Below are 25,229 nucleotides of genomic sequence, written 5' to 3'. Positions count from 1 at the left end.
CGCGTTCATAGCCATATGAACGCGTTTTTTTATGGGCCTAAATTAGTAGGGGCATGTTTATTCAACTATAAATAATCAAAGGGATTCTATTGTTTACAGGGAGTTTACCTATGCAGTACAGAGCTGAAATAGATGGATTAAGAGCGTTAGCGGTGATCCCGGTGATCTTGTTTCATGCTGGTTTTAGCTTGTTTAGCGGTGGCTTTGTTGGGGTGGATGTTTTTTTCGTGATAAGCGGCTATTTAATCACTAGTATTATTCTTGGTGAGCTTGAACAAGACAAATTTAGCATTCTTAATTTTTATGAACGTCGTGCCAGACGGATCTTACCAGTACTTTTCTTTGTGGTGGTTGCTTGTATCCCTTTTGCATGGTTATGGTTAATGCCACTGGATCTGCAAGATTTCTTTCAAAGTATCGTCGCCGTTGCGACCTTTTCATCCAATATTCTATTCTGGCTAGAAAGTGATTATTTTGATACTGCAGCAGAACTCAAGCCACTTTTACACACATGGAGTTTAGCGGTTGAAGAGCAGTACTATATCTTTTTCCCTTTGTTATTGATGCTGCTGTGGGGCAGGGGGAAACGAATTATTTTAATCACCTTAGCGGTTATTTTCCTGCTGAGTTTATCTTTAGCTCAATGGGCGGCTTTTAATGCTCCGACTGCCAATTTTTATCTGTTACCGACCCGAGGCTGGGAGCTACTCATTGGTGTGTTTGCAGCGTTTTTTCTCAGTAAAAATACACCTAATTGGATGTCATTAAAGCGAAAGAATGCTTGCAGCGTTCTAGGTTTGTTGCTGATTTTAATTTCTATCTTTATTTTCGATGCCGCAATCCCTTTTCCCAGTGTTTATGCCTTGCTGCCCACAACTGGAACCGTATTGATTATATTGTTTGCCCAGCAGGGTACCTGGGTACATAAGCTGCTTAGTTATAAGTTGTTTGTTGGGGTAGGCTTAATCAGTTATAGCGCGTATTTATGGCATCAGCCCGTGTTTGCCTTTGTGAAGTACCGCAGCTTTACAGAGCCATCTTTGTTGCTAATGCTATTGCTGTGTGCGGGCATTGCGCTGCTGTCTTACCTTAGTTGGCGCTTTGTGGAAATGCCTTTTAGAAATAGACAAGCTTACAGTAGGCAATTTATTTTTACTGGTGGTGGATTATTCACGGCGCTATTTATTGCAGGTGGGCTTTGGGTTGATACTCAGCAGCTTTATAAATCAAACGATGCTTATTTGGAGCTGATGGTGAAATCTTATCAGCCGGATAATCGGGAGCTTGGCGCTGATAGCTGGCGACACTTGCGTAGCTTAAGTGGCGATCAAAATTACGGTGTCGACCAGAACCAATTTGACCGAACCCAGTGGTTTGATACCGCTGATAATAGAGGGCGCTTGTTAATAGTCGGTAACTCTCATTCCAAAGACCTATTCAATGTCCTCTCAAGCAGCAAAGCAACATTAGCTCAATTTCAATTAGCCCGTTTTGGCAGTGAAATAGGACAAATCGATGAGACTTTCTTTAGCTCACCAAACTACAAATTAGCCGATGCGATTATGCTTGCGTCGCAATATAAGCCACAGGATTTACTGAAAATTGAAGCATTGGTATCACGTTTATTAGCTGACAATAAAAGACCGATACTGGTTAAGAACATTTATGAGTTTGAAGAGTTTGGTCAACGAACTTATGCCGACTTTCTTTTTCATCTGTTAGCCCAAGAGCGGGGAGCAAACAATATTTCGAGTGTTGAGATAACTAAAATTAACCAAAAGCATTTCGAACAATTCTCGCATCGCGAATTCAAGCTTTTTACCCAAAAAGCCAATAGTACCTTAGCTAGGGTTGCTGAAAAACATGCTGGTGTCATGCTGCTTGATAGAATGGACTATGTTTGCAATCAGCAAGAGCAGGTGTGCTACGCCATAGATGATGATTATCAGAAATACTTTTATGATTATGGTCACCATACGGTGGCTGGGGCGAGTTTTTTTGGCACACGAGTGGATGAAGTAAAGTGGTTAGGGAATATTTAATATGTATAGGCATGATCAATTTCAGCAATAGGTGACTCGCTAGTGATTAAAGCTTGTTATAATAGCAGCCTAATTAATCCAAGCTGAGTGCTCTGAGTGCCAATAGTTTGGTTAATAATATTATTGGTTATTTGATTAAAAGTTAGAGGCGTAAATTGTCACAAGAGCAACAGGATATCCATTTCATGAAAATGGCAATGGAGATGGCGACAAAGGCTGAAGCAAGGGGCGAAGTACCTGTTGGCGCCGTGCTGGTGAAAGACGGTGAAGTGGTTAGTGCTGGTTTTAATTTCAGTATAGGTTTGCATGACCCAAGTGCCCACGCTGAAATGCAGTGTTTACGTCAAGCTGGAAAGATAATGCAAAACTACCGCCTGCTCGATACGACTTTATATGTGACGCTTGAGCCTTGCGCTATGTGTGCCGGAGCGATTGTGCATTCACGGGTTAACCGCTTAGTGTTTGGCGCAAAAGATCTGAAAACCGGCGCAGCTGGAACCGTAATCGATATTGTACGCCACAGTGCCTTTAACCATTTAGTTGAAGTCAGCTCTGGCGTGTTAGAGCAAGAATGCGCTGAGCAGCTAAGTGCCTTTTTTAGACGCCGCAGAAAAGAGATAAAGGCAGCAAAAGCGTTAGCAAAGCAACAAGCGTTAGAAGAAGAGGGGAATGCTGCTAAATAGGTTTCTCTGCTAATAGTTATGGATTAAAGAAAGCATCTTCAGCTGGCTTAATAAAAACGAAGAACTGCTTTTGACGACTGAGTACTTTTTGATGGCGGGTTTTCAATTGGCTACGACGACGTGCCGCAACATTATTAATCGCTTTTTTTCTCATATTGACCTCACTTATTTGACGCTGTATCCGTCTTAACACTCATGTCAGAGTGCGCTTTATTTTGTTCTATTCGATATTTTTAGTTATTTATCAACTTCTATGTATCAAGTTAGATGAGGAAAGTCTACGTGAGTGTTATTAATCTTTGATGAAATTACCGAATATTTTACTGATTGGTGTAACCTCGTGGAAAGTCGCGGATAATGAAAGCCTAACAATGCTAGGCTTTCATTACGGTATTAGTCGCAGTGAGTTACTTTGTGAGGCATAGCCATTATCTATGCTAATGGCTGTTTAGCTACTCGCGGCTAATCATAGGCTCAAGCTGTTTATGATCTCAAAGCTGTTTATTAGCTCAGGGTTGTTAACGGGCTCAAGGTTGTTTATTCGCTCAGGGCTGTTTATTAGCTCAGGGCTGTTGTGGCTGAGTAAGGTCTGCAGGTTGTATTGATTCTGCTTCGGTATTTTCTGCGGTTTGAAATGGCGCTTTCTCAAGCTCAATCAATTTATTTTGATTGTCGATCCACACAAGCGTGTCGTAATAACGGCGAATACTATCGACATAATGCACCGCTTCATTGCCACGGGCATAACCGTAACGTGTCTTTTTGTAATATTTGCGCTTTTGTAGCAGCGGTAATACTGATTTTACATCGCGCCATGCACTCGGGTTTAAACCTTGAGCTTGTGCCAGTTTGCGGGCATCTTCCACATGACCTAAGCCTATATTATAAGAGGCGAGGGCAAACCACATGCGTTGGCTGGCAGGGATCGACTCAGGCAAACGCTCAAGCATACTGTTTAAGTATTTTGCGCCGCCTTGAATGCTTTGGTATGGGTCGAGTCGGTTTTTAATCCCCATCTGCTTAGCGGTAGGCAAGGTCAGCATCATTAAGCCGCGTACACCAGTAGGCGAGCGTGCATTGGGATTCCAATGAGATTCTTGATATGCCGTTGCCGCGAGTTTGCGCCAGTCGATATCTCCGGCGTATTTTTCAAAGGTCGCTTGATACTTTGGTAGTTTATTATCGATAGCACGAATAAAGGCGCGAGTATCAACATAATCAAAGCGCTTTACATGGGCAAAATACTTTTCATTAAGGTGAGCCAGAGTACCACTGCGTTTTTCTGTATGCCAAAAAGCCAATAATTGGCTCATCAGCTTGTCACTATTATTGGCTGGCAATAACCATACAACAGGCTGTTTTTCTCTTAGTACTATGCCTTCACGTAGTTCAGGCATAAAGCGGCGATTAATGTCTAAGCTGGTAGAGTCGGCAATAGTATATGGAATATCACCGGTAGCAATCATGGCAAGGAGTTCTTCAGCATCTTTGTCTTTTTCCTGATTCCACACTAAATCTGGGTTGGACTTTTGCAATTCGGTTAACGTATCAACAAATGCTGAATCGGTAATAACTGTGATCTCGCCATCAAGGTTATTGATGTTTTTCGGGATAGGGGTGCCTTGGCGATACACCAATACTTGATTGACTCGGTAAAGTGGTGGACCCACTCTAAATTGCTCTCGTCTGGCAGGGGTATCACCTAAGCCTGCAGCAATAATATCAATCTCGCCTTTTTTCAAGGCTGCATAAAGCTCACCAATATTGGCAAACGGCTTCATCTGCAAATCAAGATCAAGGTATTTGGCAAAGCGCTGTGCCATTTCATAGTCGTAACCCGAATCTCCTTGCCCTGAGGTAAAGAAGATCTGTGGACCATATAAGGTACCAACAACTAATTCAGTTGGCTCAGCAATGTAAGCTGGCTGTTCTGGCTCCACGACAACTTTCTGGCAAGCGGCCAGTAAAGTGATACAACATAGAGTCAGTAAGAGTTTTTTCATGGATTATTTTTTGTTAGCGCTTAACTTAAATTATTAAGAATAGAAGAAATAGCCGCTGATTATACCACAATCTTGGTTGGCGTAAAAAAATGGCAAGTGAGTCGGTGAGCCTTAGTTTGAGTATGAACTCAATTTCAATATTTGCAGAGGAACAGCCCCTTCAATTTGAATAAATAGCTCGGGTCTTTTTCCTGTACAGGAAACACTGTTTTCTATAGCGACTACTGATGATTTGTGACAAACATTTCCCTATAATAGCGCCCAGATCTGACCCTGCAATTATAATATATAAGGTGAAAAGACGTGATGGAGATCATCCGCGGAGCCCCTGCACTTTCGGCGTTTAGAGTCCAGAAGCTGATGCAAGCTTGTGAATCGGCAGCACTGCCAGTGCGCCAAATCTATGCTGAGTTTGTCCATTTAGCTGATTTAAATGAATCGTTAAATGAAGAAGAAAGTCAACAGCTTGAAAAAATCCTAACCTACGGCCCCGCTATTGAAGCGCACACGCCAGAAGGTCATCTCCACTTCGTTACACCCCGTCCCGGCACCATTTCTCCTTGGTCATCAAAAGCAACAGACATTGCCCACAATTGTGGTCTGAATAAGGTAAAGCGCCTAGAGCGTGGTATTGCCTATTATGTTGAGAGCGATGAACTAAGCGGCGAACAAACTAAAGCATTAACGGCATTACTGCATGACCGTATGGTTGAAGTGATTTTAACAAGCTTTGATGAAGCAAGCGTATTGTTTGCGCGCACAGAGCCGACAAAGTTCACTAGCGTTGATGTGCTTACCCAAGGCCGAGTGGCACTAGAGCAAGCTAACATTAAGCTTGGTTTAGCGCTTGCTGAAGACGAAATAGACTACCTAGTTGAGAACTTTACTCGATTAGGTCGTAACCCTAATGACATCGAGCTAATGATGTTTGCTCAGGCAAACTCAGAGCATTGTCGTCATAAAATCTTTAATGCAGATTGGACAATCGATGGTGAAGTTCAGCCAAAATCATTGTTCAAGATGATCAAAAATACCTTCGAGAAGACACCTGATAACGTGCTATCTGCCTATAAAGATAACGCTGCGGTGATGACAGGCTCTACAGCAGGTCGCTTCTTCCCGAAACAAGATGGTGTATACGGCTACCACACTGAGCCAATGCATATCTTAATGAAGGTTGAAACTCACAACCACCCAACTGCTATTAGCCCGTACCCAGGTGCAGCGACAGGCAGCGGTGGTGAAATTCGTGACGAAGGCGCAACTGGTCGTGGCTCTAAGCCAAAAGCGGGCCTTACAGGCTTTAGCGTATCAAACCTTAAGATCCCGGGCTTTGTGCAGCCATGGGAAGCGGATTACGGTAAGCCAGATCGCATTGTTACAGCGCTTGATATTATGACCGAAGGCCCATTAGGCGGCGCGGCATTTAATAACGAGTTTGGTCGTCCGGCGTTGGTGGGTTACTTCCGTACTTACGAGCAAGAAGTTAACAGCCATAACGGTGTTGAAGTGCGCGGTTACCATAAGCCAATCATGCTTGCTGGTGGTTTAGGTAATATCCGCGAAGAGCATGTACAAAAAGGCGAGATCACCGTTGGCGCTAAGCTAGTGGTACTTGGCGGCCCAGCGATGAATATCGGTTTGGGCGGCGGCGCGGCGTCATCAATGACATCGGGTCAGTCGAGTGAAGATTTGGACTTTGCTTCTGTGCAGCGTGAGAACCCAGAAATGGAGCGTCGTTGCCAAGAGGTTATCGACCGCTGCTGGCAGATGGGTGATGACAACCCAATCCAGTTTATTCACGATGTGGGCGCAGGCGGATTATCAAACGCTTTCCCTGAGCTTGTGAATGACGGTGAGCGTGGCGGTAAGTTTGAGCTACGTAAAGTACCATCTGATGAGCCAGGTATGAGCCCATTAGAGATTTGGTGTAACGAGTCACAAGAGCGTTATGTGATGTCAATTGCACCAGAGAACATCGAGCTATTTACTCAAATTTGTCAGCGTGAGCGCGCGCCGTTTGCGGTTGTGGGTGTGGCTACAGCAGAAAAAGAGCTTGTTCTAAGTGATGAGCACTTTGAAAACCATCCAATCGATTTGCCACTTGAAGTGCTATTAGGCAAAGCGCCTAAGATGAGCCGCGATGTGGTGAGCGCAAAAGCTAACTCTGCAGCACTTGACCAATCAGGTATTGAAGTGAAAGAAGCGGCGCACCGTTTACTGCGTTTGCCAACGATTGCCGAGAAAACCTTCCTTATCACCATTGGTGACAGAACAGTAACAGGCTTAGTTAACCGTGACCAAATGGTGGGCCCATGGCAGGTACCGGTAGCCGATTGCGCGGTTACCGCATCAAGCTACGACTCATACACGGGTGAAGCCATGTCTATTGGCGAGCGTACACCGCTTGCATTACTAGACTTTGGCGCATCGGCGCGTATGGCGGTAGCTGAATCCATTATGAACATTGCGGGTACCGATATCGGCTCGTTCAAGCGCGTTAAGCTATCTGCGAACTGGATGTCGCCAGCGGGTCACCCAGGTGAAGACGCGGGTCTTTACCAAGCAGTTAAAGCCATCGGTGAAGAGTTATGCCCTGATTTGTCGCTGACAATCCCAGTAGGTAAAGACTCAATGTCGATGAAAACGGCTTGGGAAGAAAACGGCGTTCAAAAGGCTGTGACCTCGCCTATGTCATTAGTTATCACTGCATTTGGTGTGGTGCAAGATGTTCGCAATACAGTAACCCCAGAGCTGCGCACCGATAAAGGTGACACAGACTTGTTACTGCTTGACCTTGGTCTTGGCCAGAACCGCTTAGGTGGTTCTTGTTTAGCGCAGGTTTACAGCGAGCTAGGTGATATCGCCCCAGATCTTGATAACTCAGCAACCCTGAAAGGCTTCTTCGAAACCATTCAGCCAATGATTGCTGATAAGTCGATTATTGCGTATCACGATAGAAGCGATGGCGGTCTATATACCACATTGGTTGAAATGGCGTTTGCCGGTCACACAGGTCTAAATGTTGATTTAAGTGCACTGACTGGTACTGACGTTGAACGCTTGTTTAACGAAGAGCTAGGCGCGGTGATTCAGGTTCGTCGTCAAGACGCCGCGATTATCACTGAAAAGTTTGCCGCAGCAGGCGTGCCTTGCCACAAAGTTGCTGAACTGACTGACACTGACAGCATTGCTATCTTTGATAGCGCCCGTGAAGTACTCACTGAAACGCGTACTTCACTACGTACTATTTGGGCTGAAACCACATATCGCATGCAGGCGTTACGTGACAACCCTGAATGTGCTAAAGAAGAGTTTGAGCTTAAGCAAGACACCAAGGACTTAGGTCTAACCGTTGATTTAAGTTTTGATCCGAGTGAAGACGTTGCAGCGCCATTTATCTTAAAAGGCGCTGCACCTAAGATGGCTATCTTACGTGAGCAAGGCGTTAACTCGCATATTGAAATGGCGGCTGCATTTGACCGCGCCGGTTTCGAAGCGATGGACGTACACATGAGTGACATCCTAAGCGGCCGTATTAGTCTTGAGCAGTTCCAAGGTTTAGTGGCGTGTGGTGGTTTCTCTTACGGTGACGTCCTAGGCGCGGGTGAAGGTTGGGCTAAATCAATTTTGTTTAACGAGCGTGCTCGTGAGCAGTTTAGCCAATTCTTTGAACGTAACGATAGCTTCTCGCTTGGTGTGTGTAATGGTTGTCAGATGTTGTCTAACCTTAAAGACATTATTCCTGGCACCGAGCTATGGCCACACTTCGTACGTAACCGCTCTGAGCGTTTTGAAGCGCGTTTCAGTTTGGTTGAAGTGCAGAAGAGTCCGTCATTGTTCTTCCAAGGCATGGAAGGTTCACGTATGCCGATTGCCGTATCACACGGTGAAGGACGTGCTGAGTTTGCATCGCCTGAAGCGTTAGCCGCTGCTGAAGCGTCAGGTACCATTGCACTGCGTTATGTTGACGGTAATGGTCAAATTGCTACTCAGTATCCGCAAAACCCGAATGGCTCGCCAAATGCGATTACCGCATTGAGCTCAACTGACGGTCGCGTGACGATCATGATGCCGCATCCTGAACGTGTATTTAGAACGGTTGCTAACTCATGGCACCCAGAATCTTGGGGTGAAGATAGCCCTTGGATGAGAATGTTCCGCAATGTGAGAAAGTCAGTCGGCTAATATACTGTTTGCTGATGTAAACAATCGCTTGCTAATAAAAAGCCCCTAAATATAGGGGCTTTTTTTTGCATGAAATATTTGATGGTGGTTTAACATACTAAAGAAGCTTCTCTAAACAATAGATTAGAGGAAGACTGCAGCTGAACGTAATGCTAATTAAATTGTTTTACGGCAGTGAGAGTAAGTTTATCGATAAGCTATAGTTATCCATACTCTTTACAAACAGTGTTTAGGTTACAGAACAGCGTATCAATAATCCTTCAGCCATAAAAAAGCCCCCCTTATTACTAAGGAGGGCCGCTTTGCGCTAACAAAACTTCAAGAATAATCTTGCATTAGAAAATCGTGCTTATAGCTCTCTAGAAGTATAAAGTTCAACGAAAACACGCTGATAGCTAACAACTAGACGCTCGAATAATTTTGTCATGATGGTTTCTCCACATAGATTGATGATTTAAGCGGAGTGAGTCTTTCCGGGCTACGTCACCGGGTTAGTAAGACTGTCTCCTCAACTTGGTGGCTATTCTAGGCTAGTTAAGGGGAATCATCAAACTAGAAAAATTGTATTTTGCCATTAGTATTTCTAATGATTTTTCTTATTTTATTTTCGTTTTTGTTTTTTAATGTGTTTTTAAGTTACTGTATTTTAATTGTTAATATATTTTTTGTGATTTCGATCTCATGTTTTTGCAATACAACAGCTAACCCTTCAATTGTTAAAAAATAGTATTGCGGTCGCTACAGTGTCAATTTATGGTGTAATTGTTAATAAAAGTATTCCTGTTTAAAAAATGCGCACCCCTAACACGGTTGTTTTATGCTGTCAATCACCCACAGATTGGAACTGTGTGCTGCCCCCCAAAACCCATTGAAACCAAATGCATTGATTGATTTGAATCAATTTCGGATGTTATAAAAACCCTGAGGATAAGCTTACTTCGTATTGCAAGTTGCTGATATTAACTAAATTGTTTAATTTCTAACTGCATTTTCGTGGTAAATGTCTCAAAAGCTTAGTGAAGTGTGATCGTGAGTGTTTCTCTAGCAGTTTTTTAAGCTTTTAATAACAAAATTTATGAACTAAACAAAACAGCGCGGTTTAGCCGACTATTTGTTAAAAATATTCGACATTATTTACTGCATTAATATTCCTATATAGGCAATCATTTTCGTTGATGGGGATCTAACGAAAGTGATTTGACGTACCACCTAAGGAGTCACAAATGATTTTAGAAGAGGTTGTTGACCTGTCGCGTTTCCAATTTGCGATGACGGCCATGTATCACTTCCTATTTGTTCCCTTGACCTTGGGGTTAGCATTCTTGCTAGCCATTATGGAATCACTTTATGTGATGACCAATAAGCAAATCTATAAAGATATGACCAAGTTCTGGGGTAAGTTATTCGGTATCAACTTTGCACTTGGCGTTGCAACTGGTCTGGCAATGGAGTTCCAATTCGGAACTAACTGGTCATACTACTCGCATTACGTTGGTGACATCTTTGGTGCACCACTTGCTATTGAAGGCCTAATGGCATTCTTCCTAGAATCTACTCTTGTGGGTATGTTCTTCTTTGGTTGGGATCGTTTCAGCAAACGTCAGCATTTAGCGGTAACTTGGTTAGTAGCCCTAGGCTCTAACATGTCTGCGCTTTGGATTCTGGTTGCGAACGGTTGGATGCAAAACCCAGTAGGTAGCACATTTAACTACGAAACCATGCGTATGGAAATGACTAGCTGGGGTGAAGTGTTATTTAACCCAGTTGCACAGGTGAAGTTTGTTCACACTGTTGCGTCTGGTTATGTTGCTGGTGCGATGTTCGTTCTTGCTATCAGTGCTTACTACATCCTTAAAAAGCGTGACTTACCGTTTGCACGTCGTTCATTTGCGATTGCAGCGAGTTTCGGTATGGCGTCTATCTTGTCTGTAATCGTTCTTGGTGACGAGTCAGGCTACAAGGTGGGTGAAGTACAACGCGTTAAGCTAGCGGCAATTGAAGCTGAATGGCACACTGAGCCAGCACCAGCTGCATTTACTGCAGTGGGTTTCCCAAATCAAGAAACTCAAGAAACTGACTTCGCGGTTAAGATTCCTTATGCAATGGGTATCATTGCAACTCGTTCACTTGATGAGCAAGTTACCGGTATTAAAGATCTGATTGCAGAGCACGAAGTGCGTATTCGCAACGGTATGGTCGCTTACGGTCTACTTGAGCAATTACGTAATGGTGAAGAAACGCCTGAAATCCGTGCAGCATTTGAAGAAGCGAAAGTTGACCTAGGTTATGGTCTACTGCTGAAGCGTTACACTGACAAAGTGGTTGATGCGACAGATGAGCAAATCAAAGCAGCAGCTGATGATTCTATTCCAAACGTAGCGCCTATGTTCTGGTCTTTCCGTGTCATGGTTGGTGCGGGTATGGTGATGTTACTTGTGTTTGCTGCAGCATTCTGGCAGAGCACACGTCATCAAATCGAAGAGAAACCATGGGTTCTTAAAGCGGCACTTTACAGCTTACCACTACCGTGGATTGCTATTGAGTGTGGTTGGTTTGTGGCTGAATACGGTCGTCAACCTTGGACAATTTCTGAAGTGCTACCAACATTTATGTCAGCGTCTAGCTTGTCAGTAGGCGACCTAATGTTCAGTATCATCTCTATCACGTTGTTCTATACCATCTTGTTAGTGATTGAGCTTTATCTAATGATTAAGTTCGCGCGTATCGGTCCTAGCTGTTTAAAGACGGGTCGCTATCACTTTGAAAAGCTTGATGCCTAAACTGGAGATCTGATTATGTTTGATTATGAAATGTTAAGATTCATCTGGTGGGCACTGATTGGTGTGCTTTTCATCGGATTCGCTGTCACAGACGGCTTTGATATGGGCGTAGGTGCTTTATTACCGATTATCGGTAAAGACGACACTGACCGCCGTATTATGATTAACTCAATTGCCCCGCACTGGGATGGTAACCAAGTTTGGTTAATCACCGCTGGTGGTGCATTGTTCGCAGCTTGGCCTATGGTATACGGTGTGTCTTTCTCTGGTTTCTACGTGGCGATGATGCTGACGTTGTTTGCATTGTTTATGCGTCCAGTAGGTTTTGACTACCGTTCAAAGATTGAAGATCCAAGATGGCGTAAGTCTTGGGACTGGGCACTGTTTGCGGGTGGTTTTGTTCCGCCGCTAATTATCGGTGTTGCGTTTGGTAACTTGTTACAAGGTGTTCCGTTTAACTTTGACGAATACCTACGTGCAACTTACCACGGTGGTTTCTTCGGTCTACTTAACGGCTTTGGTATTCTAGCTGGCCTAGTGAGCGTGAGCATGTTTATGCTTCAGGGTTCTACTTGGCTACAAATGAAGACTGAAGGCGAGCTACGTGTTCGCGCTGCTAAGATGTCGCAGTTGCTATCAGTAGCACTATTCGTGTTCTTCGGCGCAGCGGGTGTATGGTTAGTGAATGGTATTGACGGTTACGTGATTACTTCTGCTATCGACACATACGGTGTATCTGACCCAACGCTTAAAACTGTTAGCGTTGAAGCAGGCGCTTGGTTAGTGAACTACGATAAGTACCCACTGACTATGGCGTTCCCTGTAATTGGTCTGCTTATGCCTATCTTAGTATTGCTATCTAGCCGTATGAACCGCTCTGGTTTTGCGTTCTTCTTTAGCTCACTAGGTATTGCAGCGGTAATTCTAACGTGTGGTGCAGCAATGTTCCCATTCGTTATGCCATCTTCACTAGAGCCAAACGTAAGTTTGACTATGTGGGATTCGACTGCAAGTGAAATGTCATTGACTGTAATGACTTGGGCTGCAATCATCTTTGTACCGATTGTACTTAGCTACACGGTTTGGACTTACTTGAAGATGTTTGGTCGCTTAACTCGTGACTTCATCGAAAAGAACAAGACCTCACTTTACTAATAAGGAGCCTAGATTATGTGGTATTTCGCTTGGATTTTAGGCGTATTGTTAGCCTGTTCTTTTGGTATTATCAACGCGCTTTGGCTTGAAAATACTGAGAACATGGACCGTGATGCGGAGAGCGAAGATTAATCTTCTGCAATCGTTAAATGGTTAAGTAAGAGCCCCGCAAATGCGGGGCTTTTTGTTTTCTGGCTTTGTACAATTCACTATTACCAGTAGGTAATTGTTATTTGCAGAAATGACTAATTATCATTTTGTAATTTGACGTTATAATCCGCCGCTTTATGTATTTATGCCCACTCGCGCTTACGCTTCTTAGCAGCTTAACTCAATGGCCAAAGGCAGGACTGTTTAGTACCTGCTGATTATTTTGGAAACTTTTATGTGGAATAAAATTCGCAGTTCTCTGCCACTACAACTAATCATTGCAGCATTAGCGGCTTGGTTATTAGCAACCGGGATCACTGAATTCACAGCACCAAGTGAAGTGGCCACGATTAATCAGCAGAGCTGGTATCAGTTCTTAATGCTAGGTAAGACGGTTTATATCGGTTTGCTAAAAATGGTGGTTGGGGTCATGGTTATGCTCTCTTTGGTAGAGGGCATAAGTAATATTGGCGCGATAACTAAGTTAAAAACGCTTGGTAGGCGCACCGTAGGCTTTTATATATTTACGACGACGATTGCCGTGAGCCTTGGTTTAGGCGCATCCTTGTTAATGCCTGCTTGGCAGCCACTCACACAAGCTGTGCCGTTAGCGGCTGGCACACATTTGATTGAAGCGGAAGCCGCAAGTGGCGGCGCGATAGCGACCAAGATGCTACAGATGGCACTAGTTAACCCTGTAGCTGCAATTGCAGAGGGTAATCTGCTGGCGGTGGTAGTGTTCTCTTTTATGATAGGTATTTCGCTGCTTATCGCATTGCCGCAAGAACATGTGTTATTTGAAGTTATTCGCGGTATGAATAAAGGCATTAATACCTTAGTTGGTGGCATTATTCGACTTTCTCCACTGGCTATTTTCGCGATTATTCTCGAGTTTTCGATTGGCGGCAGTGAAGCCTTGTTTAGTCAGTTGGCGATGTTTGCACTATTAGTGTTTGGTTTAACCATGCTGCATGGTTTGGTGGTTTTACCTAGCTTGGCAAAATTGCTTACCGGCATAAAAATCCGCACCTTGTTTAAAGGGATTAGTGCGCCGCTCGCCATGGCATTTGCCACCTCATCCAGTGCCGCAACATTACCTTTGTCGATGAAAAGCGCTGAAGAACTGGGTGTGAAGCCGGCAACCAGTAGTGTGGTGTTGCCGTTAGGTTCAGTAATGAATATGGATGGCACGGCGTTGTTTGAAGGTGTGGCAGCTATTTTTTTAGCGCAGTTATTTGGTGTAGATTTAACTACAACAGGGCTAATCATGATTTTTTTGATGGCAATGGTATCGTCTATTGGCGCGCCAGGCATGCCATCTGGCTCAATGTCCGGGATGCAGTTAGTGTTACTTGCTGCCGGCATTCCATTAGAAGCTATTGCGATCTTATTGATTATCGAAAGACCGCTCGATACCTTCCGCACAGCGGTGAATGTTGAGGGCGATATTATTGCTGCCTTGGTGGTCGATAAGTGGCAGCGTAGCTAGTACATAGAGAGGCAAATGTACTGATAAATGCACAGATGGTTAGTGCACTGGAAAGGTTAGGTAATGTCGAACTAACCGCAGCCAAGTTGGTAACGGTTAGTTTTATTACATTTTCTGGCTATTACAGTTCGGCGCGATAGATAAATAGCGCTGTATCCATCACCATCTCCGATACCGGCGTGGTATTAAATTGCTCTGTTTTTTGGTCAACAATTTGATAGGTTTTATCACCTATTTTGTCGAGTTCTTTGACGCTATAGCAATTTTTAGAGGTGCGTAGATCACAGCCTTTCACCATTAGGTCAGTGGTAAAATAGGTCGCATATAGTGCAATTTCATTGACCTTATCATTTTTGGTGTGCAGCACTTTTATTTCAGCAACGCCATCAATGGTTTCATCGGTCATTAAGCGGTTTACTGCGCGTTGATATTGCTGTTTATAGGTCGTTGAGTCTTTACTAACAAATAGATAAGAATCAAAACCAAGCTCTTCAAGTTGTAGACCAAGATCGGTGGCAAAAGTGTTACCAACCTCAAATAGAAAGCCGTTAGCCGCAGGGCTACTCTCATAAGTGGTATTGAGCCCTTCACCTGCAATAATCAGCAATTTCTTGCCTTCAACAGTATTATTTTGTGGGCTGCTTGCACAGCCAGCCAAAATGACGATTAACGAGACTATTAATACTTTTCTAAACATGCTTTTCTCTCTATGCACTCTAATGGTGGCCAATAAAAGTGTGACGCCTAAGAATTGTTGAGGACGGTAATGACAAATCTGCTCAAAATCAACAATAAAAAAAGCAACAGCGTACTGTTGCTTTAGATTATTTATTTAGTAATCGCTTTAGTTACGTCAACGCTTACGCCTTAAACACGCTGATCTTTGTGTTAATTTCGTCGGCCAGTGCAGCAAGGCTTTCTGCCGAGTCAACACTTTCGCCTGCACGTTGCTCACCATCTCTAGCAAGCTCAGTGATTTGATGTAGATTACGAGTGATCTCTTCGGCAACTGCGCTTTGTTGCTCGGTTGCGCTGGCAATACTGCTCGCTGCCGTCGCTAGCTCGCCAATACTTGATGTGATTTCAACTAACTGGTTCATCGCATCATTACCTTGTGCCGCAGAGGCGTCGCCGAGCTCGTTACTTTGATTCATTTGCTCTGCAGTTAATTTTACTTGTGACTGCAGCTGGGTGATGGTTTCAGATATTTGTGCAATCGAGGTTTGGGTGCGCTGAGCAAGGGTTCGAACTTCATCAGCAACAACGGCAAAGCCGCGGCCTTGCTCGCCGGCTCTAGCCGCTTCGATGGCAGCATTTAGCGCGAGTAAATTAGTTTGCTCGGCAATGCTGTTAATGACTTCGGTAACCTGGCTAATAGCTTGACTATTTTCAGCAACTACTTCAACACTGGTGTGGCTTTGTGATAGCTGTAGGCTTAAGTTTTGTAGCCCTGAAACTAAATCATTTAGGTTTTCTTGTCCGCCTTTAGCTGCATTGTCCACTCTTAGGCTCATATTGGCGCCTTCACTAGCATGGTTGGCCACATCTCGTACCGAGGCTGACATTTCTTCAATCGCGGTTGCGATCTGATCTGTTTGCGCCATTAAAGATTGGGCTTCTTCACCATTTAAGCGTGCCGTCTCTTGAGTGTGGCTCGAGTGAGCTTGTAATGCCGTGACAGAGTTTTGCAGCGCTAAGATTAATTCTCGAAGATTAGTGGCCATTTTAGAAGTGCTTGCAGTGATTAAGTCCACTTCGTTTTTACTTTGCAGGTTGGTTGATGCAAATTGCTGAGATAAATCACCTTCTCCCAGTCTTTCTAACTGATTTTGCAATGATGTTAATGGCTTAAGTGTTCTAACGAGTACTTGCGATAAGAGTAGAGTAATCACAATCATGCCTATTAATGACACGGCAACATTGATTTTTAGAAGCGTGACACTTTCTTCTTTAAGCTCTGCATAGTTAACTTGACCCACTAATATCCAGTCCCAGCCAGGGATATTAACGGTATAGGCGTACATTTTTTTCCCTTGCTTGTTGCTGTACTCCCATGAACCTTTATGGCTAAGTGCTTGCTCAATACTCATGCCATTAAGCATTGAATCAGAAAGTTTTTCTCCTGGTTGGCGTTCTTTGTGATAAATCAGCGATAAATCTAATTTGCGTGCCAGTAAATAAGAGCCAGACTCTTCCAGCTGTAAGCTATTAATGGCTTTTCTCAGCTGCACAATAGAGCCACTAATATCAAAGCCTGTATATAAAATGCCGATCACTTGACCACTGGTATCTTTTATTGGGCGGTAAATCGTCATGTAGTCTTTGCCGAATAACTGGGCATAGCCTTCAAACTCATTGCCTTTTATTACAGCAGCGTAGGCTGGGTGATCTTTATCAAGGGAAGTGGTGAGTACGCGTTTACCTTCGGCATTTTTCAATGATGTTGATATACGGATAAAATTGTCACCGTCTCGGACAAATACTGTGGCATTTCCGCCTGTTAGCTTATGGAAACGGTCAACTTTACTTTTAGAGGCATTAATTTGCTCGTTACGATGTTTAAGTGCAGGTGTTTCTTTACCCATGACTTTAACGGTGTTATTGGGTTTATAAAACGTCCCTGGGTACATGGTGCGAAAAACATCGGCATTACGTCTAGCAAGTGACAATAAACTGTCGTATTGAAGCTCAATGAGATCTGCTGTGCCTTGTGTCTGCGCTTGCATTGCGCTTACGCCTTTATCTTTTAGGACGTCGGAGGCTGTTAAATAGGATACACAACCGAGAAAACCAAAAATAACGATTGTGAGTAATAAAGCGAGCATGCCAATTTGTTTAGCAATTGGCCAATTTTTATAATTCATTTTAGGGTCAAATTTGCTGAGATTTTAGCTAATGTAATTGATTTTTAATCTGAAAGAGTTGACCTAGGTCTATAAGTGTTCGGTCTACTAAAGAATTCTTTACGGTAGTTGGGAGATTAAAACGCCACTTTTACTAGATCGGGTTTATGAGAGTGGAGATAATGGGTGCAAAAGTAGCAAAAGTAGCAAAAGTAGCAAAAGTAGCAAAAGTAGCAAGAGGAGAGTGGTATGTTGGGCGAAAACCATCTGCTAACCCACGAGTTTCCAGAATACCTGTCGGCGATTATTGAGCTTAAATCGACTAATCGTCATTTCTGCCAATTAGCAAAACGTTATCATCAACTCGATCACCAAATACGTGGTTTTGAAAAAAACGAAGTGCCCATCACTGACGAGCACTTTATTGAATTGAAAGCTGAGCGAGTGACGCTTAAAGACCAGCTTTATCGGTTATTGCTTGCTCACGCTAATCAGGGTTAGCTTTATTCAGTTACCAAATGCTTACTGGCTGCATTGGATTTGGTATCGCTTGTTCTGGCTTTTTTAGGTCGCATAATTAAGTGATACATAGTCGGTACCCAGACTAAAGATAATAATGTCGTCAGTAATGTGCCGCCAGCAATGGCAATCGCGAAGGGCGGCCAAAAACCACCGCCAGCAATAATCAGCGGCAAGAAGCCCCCTATAGTGGTAATGGTGGTGGAGCCGATATGACGACCACAGCTAGTGACCAAATCAACAATGGTTTGTTTGTCACCTGCGCGTGTCTCGGGCGCCTCTTCAAGCTCAGCCAAAATTACAATAGCGGCGTTAATCGCCAGTCCCATCAAACCTAATAAGCCGATGATCACCGTAAAGCCAAACGGATAACCAAAGGTATATACCGCCAGTAGCCCAAGTCCTGCCGACTGCATCGCGCTGAACAAGATGATCGCGGTGAGTCTAAATGAATTAAACGACAGCACCACAGTGGTAAGCAGCAAAGTGACCACTAACACCAAGTTAGACATCAAGTTACCGACCGCTTCATTACGACCCGCGCTCTCACCACCTAGCTCAATGTGGTAACCACTTGGTAGTGCAATTTGGCTAAGTGCCTCGCTGGCACTGTCGACCACGGTTTGTGGCAGCACGCCAGAGGTTAAGTAGGCTTCGATAGTATTGACCCGCTGACCGTCTCGTCTTGGAATTGCGCCGCGGCTGACCTCTATTTCACTTGTTGAAATGGCTGATAGTGGAATGCCTTTGCCGCTGCCGGACACTAAGGTAATTTCAGACAGTCTTGTTTGGTCTTCACGGGTGCTATCGCTTAACCGCACGCGTACAGGTAAAGACTCTGTTTGCTCTAAAATACTGCCGCCATTAATGCCGGTGGTAGCCATCTCAACTTGTTCGGCTATATCGGTTAACGACAGGCCGCTCATCAAGCTGGCGTCTTCATCGATTTGCAGCCAAACCTTCGGTGCGCCAGCACTTAAGGTGGCGCGGGTATGGATAACATCCGTGGTGTCTGACAACACTTTACGGACCTGTTCACCGAGCAGTTTTAGTTGGTCTAAATTAGGGCCAAATATACGCACTTCAACCGGCGCGTTAAAAGGCGGGCCTTGTTCGAGTTTACGCACAATAATTTGCGCCTGAGGGTAACGCTTATCGAGCGACTTTTGCAATGTAGGTATGAGCTTATTAGCGGTAGCAAAGTCGGTCGCCTTTACCATGGCCTGCGCGTAATTACTGGCACCTTGTTGGCGTTGCAATAAGTTGTAATAGAAAGAGGGCGTATTGCCGCCAATCACCCAATCGATGCGACTAATACCTTGAGTTTGGCGCAACTGGTCATCGATTTCTTCTACTTGTAAGCGAGTGTGGTCAATGCTGGCGTGCGGCGCCAAATAGACTTCAATCTGAAACATGTCTCTATCTGATGGCGGAAAGAACTGCTCAGTCATCTTTCCGGCGGCAATAAAGCCCATTACCGGTAAAACACCGATCACCAACGCGGCAAGTAATGGCCGCGATAGAGCTAATGATAATGTGCGTCTAAAGGCGTTACTCATAAATGGCAAATTAATGCCGTGCTGATACCAATGCGTGCCTTTACCGTCAACGCCGAATCGACCCGCTAGGCCAGCAATAATGGTATGCGAGATAATAAAAGAGCCGAGTAAGGCAAATATAACCGAAATGGGAATGCCACCAACAAATTCGCCGGCAGCGCCAGGCATTAATACAATTGGCGCGAAGGCGAGCATGGTGGTGATGGTTGAGCCTGCAAGGGGTAACCAAAGGTGTTGCAGAGTTTGTTTAACCGCATTAATCCTATCCATGCCGCTTTGGCGGCGCTGAGAGATAGCGTCAACAATCACAATGGCGTTATCCACCATAATACCGAGTGCGACAACCAGACCCGTGACCGACATTTGATGAATAGGCAGACCGATATATTTCATGCAGGCTAAGGTAAATAGGGCGGTAAGCGGCAAGGATAATGACACGATGACGGCATTTCTAAGGCCTAAAGTCAGCATTAGCACCGCAAGAATAATCACGAAGCCGAGTAATAAGCTGGCGATCAGATCGCCAAGTCGTTCAGTGGTATACCCCTCTTGGTCGAATAACCACTCAATTTCAATATTAGCCGGAATGCTGCTTTGCAGTTCATCAACGGTTTGGCGTACTTGGGCTAGCCATAAATCGACGCGGGTATTGCTGAGCATTCGCGCCGCAACCATTACGCCCTGTTGCTGATCGATTAAGGCAATGCTGTTGGCTGGTTCTTTAGGTTGGCGGCTGATGCTAGCAATATCGGCGAGACGAATTATTTGGCCATTTTGAGTGACTTTTAAGGGGACTTGGCCAATACGCGCAATAGAATCAAGCTCGCCAGAGACTTCGATTAAGGCTTTAAAATAGTCGTTGTTGACCTCACCGGCCGAGACTTTGGAATCGGCATTTTGCAGAATCTGCGCAATCGCAGCAGGGGAGAGCTCAAGTTGATTAACCTTATTACCGTCGAGTTGAACTAAAATCTCTTCGGTTGGCTGACCATAAAGATTAACAAAGTCGGTGCCGCTCAGTAGGCGTAATCGGCTTTGTAACTCTTTGCCGTAACGATTGAGCATATCAGTGCGCACTTCACCGCCGCCACGCCAAGCAATGCCTAATATGGCAGTATTGGCATAGCCGAGCTGATCGTCCAAGGTCGAGTTTTGTGCCGATGTGGGCAGTTTACCTTTGGCGTCGGCAATTAAGTCGCGGGCTCTAGACCACACCGGGGCGGTTTCTAATACATCATCTTTGAGCTCAAGCTGAATAACCGAGATCCCAGGGCGAGAGGTAGATTGCACTAACTTGAGTTCTTCAAGGCGTCTTAATTCGCTCTCAAGTTCTTCGGTGACTAAGGCTTCTACTCGCTCTGCTGATGCGCCCGGATAGTGAGTGATCACTGACGCAAAACGGTTGGTGATTTCTGGATCTTCCATACGCGGGAGGCTAGATATAGCGCCAAACCCGGCGACCACTAATAAGGCTATCACTAGGCTGATAAGACGGCCGTTCTCTACTAATGACTTAACCATCTGTGATTACCTCGTCGCGAGTTGAGCTTGTTGAGTCACCAGCTGACCCGCCACTAGCTTATGTAAACCTTGGGAGACATATTGCTCATTGGAATTAATCGCGCCATTAATGAAGGCTTTATCTTTTACGGTATAAATAATTTCGACATCACGGCGCTCAACTTGGTAAAGCTCACCGTCGGCTGGGTTAGCAACTGGGCTAAGTACATAGATATTCCACAGACCTCGCACACCATCTGTGAGTGCACTTAATGGCACCCAGTAACCTTGAGAGGCAATGGTTTGCTGATAGCTTAAGTAACTCAGTTCACCATTAATCACATCGGCGCTAGGGGGCAAGGTGACTCTTAATTCTACTGTGCGGGTAACCGGGTTTAGCTCGGCGCTAATACCGGCAATTTTGCCTTGGTAGTGCTGGTTTCTCACACGGACATCGACGCTTTGCCCTGTACTGAGTTGATTAGCAATGTCTACTGGCACGCCGATATAAGCTTGGATGTTATTGTCTTCGATTAGGGTATAGACCGGGCTGCCTAGGCTGACTACTTCGCCTAAGTTATGGGTACGTTTACTGATGACACCGTCAAAAGGGGCGAGCAGATCGGATTTTTCAATTTTCAATTGATTGGCCAGTAATGCGGCATTAAGACGATTACTGGCGGCTTTAAGGCTGTTTAACTGACCGCGCTGCTCATCTAATTGTTGCTCAGAGACATAGCCTTGCTGTTGTAAACCCAAGCTTCGATTAAGTGTGGTTTGGGCTAAATCTAAATCTGCTTGGTTTTGTGAAATGCTAGCGGTTAACTCATTTTTTTCGGCTAACAAAAGACGGGTATCGAGTTTGGCAAGTCGCTGGCCTTGCTTAACGCTGTCGCCGCTATCGACCGTTAACGCATTAATCTTACCGGCTAACTCGAAGCCTACTCCCGTGGTATTGCCTGAACGAATACTCCCTGAAAACTCTTGGTTAAATTGATAGTTATCATCAATATGCAGCTCTTGCGCATTAACAGTTTGGTAGCTTGGTGCGACTGATAATGGCATATCGCTGTCTTGGCAGGCTGATAGAAGAGAGACTGCTGCTAGTAACATAACCATTTTGCGATGTATTAGCACACTTTGAGTATTCATGACACTAAGCCTATTTTGTTAACGCCACGGTAAGCGATAAGTATAAAAATTGTTAAACTAGACTATGTAGTCTAGATCGTTAAAACTAGACTGTCTAGTCTAATTGTGGTCTATTAGTTCGCAAAATGGACTGAATAGTCTAGTCTGTGCTTAAATAGCAATATAGATTTACCTGAGGCTAATCGCGGGAGTGAAGCCCTTTATGAATGCACCATCAATGAGCCGAAGTGAGCAAAAGCGCGAGCAGATCTTACAAGCTGCTAAAGAGCTATTTTGTGAGCAGGGCTTTCCAAATACCAGTATGGATGAAGTTGCCAAGCTCGCAGGCGTCTCTAAACAAACTGTTTATTCGCACTTTGGTTGTAAAGATGATTTGTTTGTCGCATCGATAGAATCAAAGTGTTTAGTGCATGGTGTTAATCAAGAGTTATTGTCTGATCCATTAACGCCAGAAGTCAGTTTAGCCTTGTTTGCCAAGCACTTTGGTGAGGTGATCACAAGTCCTGAAGCCGTCACTGTTTTTAAAGCGTGTGTGTCGCAGTCAGATTCACACCCTAAGATCTCAGAGCTCTTTTATAGTGCGGGTCCAAAACATATTTTAGGCTTGTTAGCGGAGTATTTGGCTAAGGTCTCAGTGATCGGTGACTACCAGTTTAACAATCCGCATCACTGCGCCGTGCGTTTGTGTTTGATGGTATTTGGTGAAGTACGCATGCGACTCGATTTGGGGTTAGATGTGAGCGATTTACTGGCCGAGCGTGAGCAATATATCAATGACACGGTAGAGATGTTTTTAAAGGCTTATAAAACGGTTTAACTGGTTTTTCCCCAAGCTTGTTTTGGGCTGTAGCACCAATTAGCGGCAATGTTATTAAAGGAGCTTAGTGCTCCTTTGTTGTTTTTTGTCACTAGACTTGTTGTAAGCGCGCCTTTTAATACGATAGTCGATCACTGAATTAGAAGTCAGGTTTAGCGACCTTCTTATAATAAGAAAGGCGTGTAAAAATAGTTGGATACAAAATGATCCTACAGCTTGACGTCAGCGTAGAGTAAAGTACTTAACTGAGCTTTACTGAATCGTTAAGCGTTCCCGATTTTAATAATGATTAGCTAATGGAGTTAGCAATATGAATAAGCCTTTGGCATTGAGTGTGCTTGCCGTTTCAAGTTTGGTGGCTTCGCCAACTTTGTTAGCGCAAGAGCAGCAAAAATCTTCTTATCGACCGAGTCCATTTACTTTTAGTGCCTCGCGGATCACGACCGGTACAGCTGATGTCGGCTATCAAGGTAATGAACTGCAGCGTGACCAATGGATGTTTGATTTTAAAACCGGTATGCCACTTGGAAAAAAATGGTTTATCGGTGCAGGTGTTGGTTACGACAACCTAGATTACGACTGGCGTTCGCCGAGTTTAAAAGACAACACTCAAACCTGGGATAAAATTGAGCGTTACCGCGCCAGTTTATCTTTGTCCTATCGCCCCAATAAAAACTGGATGTTTATGTTAGCGCCTAAGCTGCAATATGCTTATGCCGATACGGCGTCAGCCAGTAATGCGGCCAGTTATGGTGCGGTGTTATCGGGTATGTACCGTTTTAATTCAGGTGATATGTTAGGTTTCGGCGTCGCTTACTTAAATGATATCGATGAAGTCAGAACCGTGCCATTTTTGGCGGTAAACTGGCAGATCACTGAAAATTTGAAATTAGGTAACCCTTTTTCAGCAGGCTTTAGCGGCCCGGCAGGTCTAGAGCTGAGTTATCAATTGAGTTCTGATTGGAATGTGGGTTTTGGTACTTCTAAGAGAACCAGCCGCTTTTTAATTGCAGATGAAAAAGATACCGCAGAAATTGATGAGTGGGTCAGTTTTGCTAGAGTCGGCTGGGATATTTCCCGTTCGGTAAGCGTTAATGCTTATGTAGGCTATTTCTTTAATGGCGAATTAGAGTTAAACCCGCAGAACAGTAAGGAAGATATCGACAACCAAGGCGCAGCGGCCTTGGATGTGACATTTAAGTTTTAACTAGACGCTAAAGTGTCTGTTACTTGCCCAACATAGCGTCTTTTAAGCTGTCTTGGGCAGGTTCACTACCTAACCATATCTTAAGTACAGCTTGGCGGAAATCTTCACCAGCAATTGTTGCTTGAGCTTGACCATTTTTATAAGCGGTCACGCCAGTGGCTTTATCTGCAAGCAGCGTAAATTGGTCACCTTCAACAATCTCAGCGCTAAATAGCCCCATAAACTGCTCGATTTTGGCTGCAATCGCTGTGGTATTGCCGTCAGTTGCATCATCAAAACCTTCATTGATGGCGTCTTTCATTTTATCGGCAGTGATCATGCCTGAAGTGATGTTCAGGCGCACTGCAACACTGGGGGCAGCGAGTGCTGCTTGAGCGTTATCAATTGCTTGCGGCACATATAAGCTACCGACGTATAAATCGATAAAGAATTTGCTACGCACACCAGCACCATTTAACAATAGTGTTTGGTTTTCGATATTAATTGAATCGTCAAGCTGCACACCAGAAATTTCTTGAGCCTGCAGTGATGATGACAGTAATACGCTTGTAGCAAGTAGTAGGGTAGAAACGGATTTCATCATAATATCTTATTCATCTCTTATTAAATAATGCGCCTACATTTAGCCGCGCGTACCCAATTGGAATTGACCACTTTGGTGGAATATAGCCGCTTGTTTTTGTTTAGCTGAAATCAATAATGGGCCATCGTCAAAGAACAAAAAGCACTTCCAGTTACGGACAAACACATCCCAACGAGTTTCAATCACTTGGTATTTTTCGTAGCAGAAATAAACTGGAGTATCATCAGCCCAATCGAAGTGCTCACTGAAACCTTCAGGCAGAGCGGCTTCCTCACTGTCCCATGGGGCTTGCCAGTCTTCAGTTATTACCCAAGCACTGTCTTTGGCTGCCCAGTCACCTTTGGTGAACTGCTCTGTACGGCTGCTTTTGTTGCTAATCCATTTATTCCAAACTTCCATCGATGATTTTTGGTCAAGCGGCATGATTAGCGCCTTGTCTTCATCAGTCACAGGAAGGTCTTTATGATTAAAGATCCACTTACGTTTGTATTGTTCAAATGGAATATAGGTATGTGCCACAGCGCCTCTCTTGCAAGGATATTAATAAGGAAAACGCCGG

Annotated in this window: 19 protein-coding genes; 11 read left to right on the top strand and 8 right to left on the bottom strand. The window is 44.3% G+C overall.

Annotation, left to right across the window (positions count from 1 at the left end; all coding sequences use genetic code 11):
* Positions 1–110 precede the first annotated feature (110 nt).
* Positions 111–2,042 carry an acyltransferase family protein gene (locus tag L2748_RS06160; RefSeq protein ID WP_220781140.1) on the top strand — a complete coding sequence of 644 codons (1,932 nt, stop codon included), beginning with the start codon at positions 111–113 and terminating at the stop codon, positions 2,040–2,042.
* A gap of 155 nt (positions 2,043–2,197) precedes the next feature.
* The gene (gene tadA / locus L2748_RS06155; protein ID WP_220781139.1) at positions 2,198–2,725 is read left to right on the top strand and encodes a tRNA adenosine(34) deaminase TadA; all 528 of its coding nucleotides are present in this window, start codon (positions 2,198–2,200) and stop codon (positions 2,723–2,725) included.
* A gap of 16 nt (positions 2,726–2,741) precedes the next feature.
* Here tadA and L2748_RS06150 read toward each other — a convergent pair whose 3' ends face one another.
* A complete protein-coding gene (locus L2748_RS06150; RefSeq protein ID WP_220781138.1) occupies positions 2,742–2,879 on the bottom strand; it encodes a hypothetical protein in 138 nt (45 codons plus the stop codon).
* A gap of 148 nt (positions 2,880–3,027) precedes the next feature.
* Here L2748_RS06150 and L2748_RS24425 point away from each other — a divergent pair, with 148 nt between their 5' ends.
* A complete protein-coding gene (locus tag L2748_RS24425) occupies positions 3,028–3,150 on the top strand; it encodes a hypothetical protein (protein WP_276516289.1) in 123 nt (40 codons plus the stop codon).
* Positions 3,151–3,288: 138 nt separating this feature from the next.
* Here the strand turns inward: L2748_RS24425 and mltF are convergent, their stop codons facing one another.
* On the bottom strand, positions 3,289–4,728 hold the full coding sequence (mltF, locus tag L2748_RS06145) for a membrane-bound lytic murein transglycosylase MltF (RefSeq protein ID WP_220781137.1): 1,440 nt from the start codon (positions 4,726–4,728) through the stop codon (positions 3,289–3,291).
* 306 nt (positions 4,729–5,034) lie between these two features.
* Between mltF and purL the strand changes: the two genes are divergently transcribed.
* The 5 genes from purL (at position 5,035) to L2748_RS06120 (ending at position 14,490) form a co-directional block, all read left to right on the top strand.
* Positions 5,035–8,916 carry a phosphoribosylformylglycinamidine synthase gene (gene purL, locus L2748_RS06140; protein WP_220781158.1) on the top strand — a complete coding sequence of 1,294 codons (3,882 nt, stop codon included), beginning with the start codon at positions 5,035–5,037 and terminating at the stop codon, positions 8,914–8,916.
* 1,223 nt (positions 8,917–10,139) lie between these two features.
* The gene (locus tag L2748_RS06135) at positions 10,140–11,696 is read left to right on the top strand and encodes a cytochrome ubiquinol oxidase subunit I (RefSeq protein WP_220781136.1); all 1,557 of its coding nucleotides are present in this window, start codon (positions 10,140–10,142) and stop codon (positions 11,694–11,696) included.
* Positions 11,697–11,711: 15 nt separating this feature from the next.
* Positions 11,712–12,851 (top strand): cytochrome d ubiquinol oxidase subunit II, encoded by a 1,140-nt coding sequence (cydB, locus tag L2748_RS06130; RefSeq protein ID WP_220781135.1) that lies wholly within the window; start codon positions 11,712–11,714, stop codon positions 12,849–12,851.
* 15 nt (positions 12,852–12,866) lie between these two features.
* Positions 12,867–12,983: a cytochrome bd-I oxidase subunit CydX gene (gene cydX / locus L2748_RS06125; protein ID WP_220781134.1), complete on the top strand. Its 117-nt coding sequence runs from the start codon at positions 12,867–12,869 to the stop codon at positions 12,981–12,983.
* A 253-nt stretch (positions 12,984–13,236) separates the two neighbouring features.
* Complete coding sequence (locus L2748_RS06120; RefSeq protein ID WP_220781133.1) at positions 13,237–14,490, top strand: dicarboxylate/amino acid:cation symporter; 1,254 nt, start codon at positions 13,237–13,239, stop codon at positions 14,488–14,490.
* 121 nt (positions 14,491–14,611) lie between these two features.
* On the opposite strand, the gene L2748_RS06115 is transcribed toward L2748_RS06120, so the two are convergent.
* Positions 14,612–15,187, bottom strand: a complete 576-nt coding sequence (locus tag L2748_RS06115) for a hypothetical protein (protein WP_220781132.1) — start codon at positions 15,185–15,187, stop codon at positions 14,612–14,614.
* Between the two features lie 163 nt (positions 15,188–15,350).
* Positions 15,351–17,354 carry a methyl-accepting chemotaxis protein gene (locus L2748_RS06110; protein ID WP_220781131.1) on the bottom strand — a complete coding sequence of 668 codons (2,004 nt, stop codon included), beginning with the start codon at positions 17,352–17,354 and terminating at the stop codon, positions 15,351–15,353.
* Between the two features lie 228 nt (positions 17,355–17,582).
* On the opposite strand from L2748_RS06110, the gene L2748_RS06105 reads away from it, so the two are divergent.
* Complete coding sequence (locus L2748_RS06105; protein WP_220781130.1) at positions 17,583–17,834, top strand: HP1242/YdcH family protein; 252 nt, start codon at positions 17,583–17,585, stop codon at positions 17,832–17,834.
* Positions 17,835–17,836: 2 nt separating this feature from the next.
* Here L2748_RS06105 and L2748_RS06100 read toward each other — a convergent pair whose 3' ends face one another.
* Both L2748_RS06100 and L2748_RS06095 read right to left on the bottom strand, forming a co-directional pair.
* Positions 17,837–20,932, bottom strand: coding sequence for an efflux RND transporter permease subunit (locus tag L2748_RS06100; RefSeq protein WP_220781129.1), 3,096 nt, complete (start codon positions 20,930–20,932; stop codon positions 17,837–17,839).
* Between the two features lie 6 nt (positions 20,933–20,938).
* Entirely contained in the window at positions 20,939–22,063 is a 1,125-nt protein-coding gene (locus tag L2748_RS06095) for an efflux RND transporter periplasmic adaptor subunit (protein WP_220781128.1), read from the bottom strand.
* 202 nt (positions 22,064–22,265) lie between these two features.
* On the opposite strand from L2748_RS06095, the gene L2748_RS06090 reads away from it, so the two are divergent.
* Entirely contained in the window at positions 22,266–22,880 is a 615-nt protein-coding gene (locus L2748_RS06090; protein WP_220781127.1) for a TetR/AcrR family transcriptional regulator, read from the top strand.
* Positions 22,881–23,190: 310 nt separating this feature from the next.
* On the top strand, positions 23,191–24,087 hold the full coding sequence (locus L2748_RS06085) for a DUF6268 family outer membrane beta-barrel protein (protein ID WP_220781126.1): 897 nt from the start codon (positions 23,191–23,193) through the stop codon (positions 24,085–24,087).
* Between the two features lie 19 nt (positions 24,088–24,106).
* Here L2748_RS06085 and L2748_RS06080 read toward each other — a convergent pair whose 3' ends face one another.
* Both L2748_RS06080 and L2748_RS06075 read right to left on the bottom strand, forming a co-directional pair.
* On the bottom strand, positions 24,107–24,667 hold the full coding sequence (locus L2748_RS06080) for a chalcone isomerase family protein (RefSeq protein ID WP_220781125.1): 561 nt from the start codon (positions 24,665–24,667) through the stop codon (positions 24,107–24,109).
* Between the two features lie 42 nt (positions 24,668–24,709).
* Positions 24,710–25,189 carry a DUF2947 domain-containing protein gene (locus tag L2748_RS06075; RefSeq protein WP_220781124.1) on the bottom strand — a complete coding sequence of 160 codons (480 nt, stop codon included), beginning with the start codon at positions 25,187–25,189 and terminating at the stop codon, positions 24,710–24,712.
* Positions 25,190–25,229: the final 40 nt, after the last annotated feature.

The organism is Shewanella sairae (genome assembly GCF_023283535.1).
GTDB classification, from domain to species: domain Bacteria; phylum Pseudomonadota; class Gammaproteobacteria; order Enterobacterales; family Shewanellaceae; genus Shewanella; species Shewanella sairae.
The sequence above is the reverse complement of the archived record's forward strand: the minus strand, read 5'-3'. Positions and strand labels throughout refer to the sequence as shown.